The sequence below is a fragment of the Priestia sp. BR_2 genome (assembly GCF_041954005.1).
In the GTDB taxonomy this organism is placed as follows: domain Bacteria; phylum Bacillota; class Bacilli; order Paenibacillales; family Paenibacillaceae; genus Paenibacillus_AQ; species Paenibacillus_AQ lautus_A.
Genome location: NZ_JAVFHM010000214.1, coordinates 1 through 2,639, shown reverse-complemented (window position 1 = coordinate 2,639; position 2,639 = coordinate 1). Strand labels below are relative to the sequence as shown.

Sequence of the window (2,639 nt, the reverse complement as noted above, 5' to 3'; positions counted from 1 at the left end):
ATCCTGGTTGTATCCGCAGCTGACGGCCCAATGCCGCAAACTCGCGAGCACATCCTGCTGTCCCGCCAAGTAGGCGTTCCTTACATCGTTGTATTCTTGAACAAATGCGACATGGTTGAAGACGAAGAGCTCTTGGAATTGGTTGAAATGGAAGTTCGCGACCTTCTGAGCGAGTACGACTTCCCAGGCGACGACACTCCGATCACTCGTGGTTCCGCTCGTGAAGCTCTGCAAAACCCAGAAGGCGAATGGGCACAAAAAATCGTTGAAATGTTCAAAACAATCGACGAGTACATCCCATTGCCTGAGCGCGACACTGACAAGCCTTTCTTGATGCCTGTCGAGGACGTATTCTCCATCACTGGTCGTGGTACCGTTGCTACAGGTCGTGTAGAGCGTGGTACGATCAAAGTTGGTGACGAGATCGAAATCGTTGGTATCGCTGAAGAAACTAAGAAATCCGTTGTTACGGGCGTTGAAATGTTCCGTAAATTGCTGGATTCCGCACAAGCTGGTGACAACATCGGTGCATTGCTTCGTGGTGTTGAGCGTACTCAAATCGAGCGCGGTCAAGTACTTGCTAAGCCTGCTTCCGTTAAACCACACACTGAGTTCACAGCTCAAGTATACGTACTGAGCAAAGAAGAAGGCGGACGTCATAAGCCTTTCTTCACTGGCTACCGTCCACAGTTCTACTTCCGTACTACGGACGTAACTGGTGTCATCAACTTGCCAGAAGGTTCTGAAATGGTTATGCCTGGTGATAACATCACTGTAACGGTTAACCTGATCAGCCCAATCGCGATCGAAGAAGGAACTAAGTTCTCCATTCGTGAAGGCGGCCGTACCGTAGGTGCTGGTTCCGTTGCTTCCATCATTAAATAATTAAGGCTTCGAACAGCCTTGCATATAGCAACAGTGTATTGTAACGAGCAACAGTGTGATGTCCTGATAAAAGAGTCTGATCCCTTGGATCGGGCTCTTTTTCTATTTGTAGTGATACCCCTGTGATCTTTGCGGCTAAACTAAAGGCTTAAGTGTAGGATTTGTAGAAAATTAGTCAAGCTTACTGTACAGAATATGCCATATATTCAAGGATTCATTCTATTTATTTGGTTCCTGTATGATTACAATCTTTGATTGAAGTCAGTTAAGGAATTAGAAACTATCTATTATATAGAATGGAGATCACAGCCTGTATGAAATGTCCGTTTGCATGGATGAAGAGGAGTTTGGAAGATGAAGTTCAGCCTGAAGTAGAACTGCGCAATTCAGAAGAGGCCCGTTGTGTGTATCAAGAACCATTAGGCGAGTTGAATGATCAAATGCGGATGATTGGCCTTACCGAGGGGGATCTTCAGCTTTTGAGGCAGCTCCGTCCGCAAATGGAGGAGAGGCTCGAGGAGATAACAGAAGCATTTTATCAATCTGTCGTGGGTGTGGATAAGTTAAGGGAGATTATCGTGGAACACAGTACGATTGAAAGATTAAAGCAGACATTAAAGGATCATCTTCTCGAAATATGGAATGGAGAAATCAATGAAGCTTATGTGGCAAAAAGGCTGCGCATTGCCGAGGTGCATAAGCGCGTGGGGCTTGAGCCTAAATGGTACTTGTCCGCTTTCCAGAACTTACAGAACGAATTCTTCAAGATGATCTATAGAGAGGTTGTAGGAGAAGAACAACAAATACGGCTAGTGTCGACGATTACCAAGTTGCTTAGCCTGGAGCAGCAGCTAGTGCTGGAAGCTTACGAGAGAGAAAACTTAAGTGAGAAGCAGTTCCAGTATGATAGGGTAAGAAAAGAGCTGAAACAGAACATTGCTGCTTTTGTTAGCGAATTATCCGGGCTGACGCTGGATATTAATGAGGCTGTAGAACGCCTGATGACCAGCAGTAGCGAGATGGCTGATACATTTGAACGCACTTCGACCACAACGCAGGGCTCGATATCGGATGCGAGGGCCGGTGAAGCTAAAATAGCAGAGTTAGAGGATCAAATGAATGCGATTGACCAAAGCGCGGCCGGGATGCAGCATGCGGTGCAAGAACTTCAGGAATCCTCCAAGCGGATTTCCGTTATAGCGGTGAATGTTCAGGAAATAGCCTCCCAGATCAAGCTGCTTTCCTTAAATGCCACCATAGAAGCAGCACGCGCCGGAGAGCATGGAAAGGGTTTTGCCGTTGTAGCCCAAGAGGTAAGCCGCCTGTCGGAGGACACGAGGACGACCGTGAACCGAATTGCCGGTATCGTATCCAAGTCGAGATCCATCACGGCGGAAGTGGTAGAATCTATTAACCAGGTTCAAGGGCTAACGATGCAAGGGAAGAGACAGTCCGAGGAATCCAGCAAGCTGTTCTCCAGCATTCTGATGTCCGTACAGTCCGGTGCGGATCGAATGATGAGCGCGGAGAAAGAAATGAAGCTGCTCTCCATGACGATTGGAAGCATCCGGGAAGCCACGTCCGAAGCTGCGGTTTCAGCCGAAAATTTCAAGGAAAGCACGGAGCGAATGTAAATACATATCAAATATGAATTAGTGCTTGCAATGCGCCTATCTTTTATATATAATAGTGAATGTTGTTCTGCGACGTTGCGATGATGTGAGAGGTTACCGACACACCCGGCCCCTTTGCCA

Annotated in this window: 2 protein-coding genes; both read left to right on the top strand. The window is 47.1% G+C overall.

Annotation, left to right across the window (positions count from 1 at the left end; translation table 11 throughout):
- A partial coding sequence (gene tuf, locus RB298_RS15610; protein ID WP_486047534.1) for an elongation factor Tu occupies positions 1 to 885 on the top strand: 885 nt, incomplete at its 5' end.
- Between the two features lie 404 nt (positions 886 to 1,289).
- Positions 1,290 to 2,519 (top strand): protoglobin domain-containing protein, encoded by a 1,230-nt coding sequence (locus tag RB298_RS15605; RefSeq protein ID WP_486047533.1) that lies wholly within the window; start codon positions 1,290 to 1,292, stop codon positions 2,517 to 2,519.
- Positions 2,520 to 2,639 lie beyond the last annotated feature (120 nt).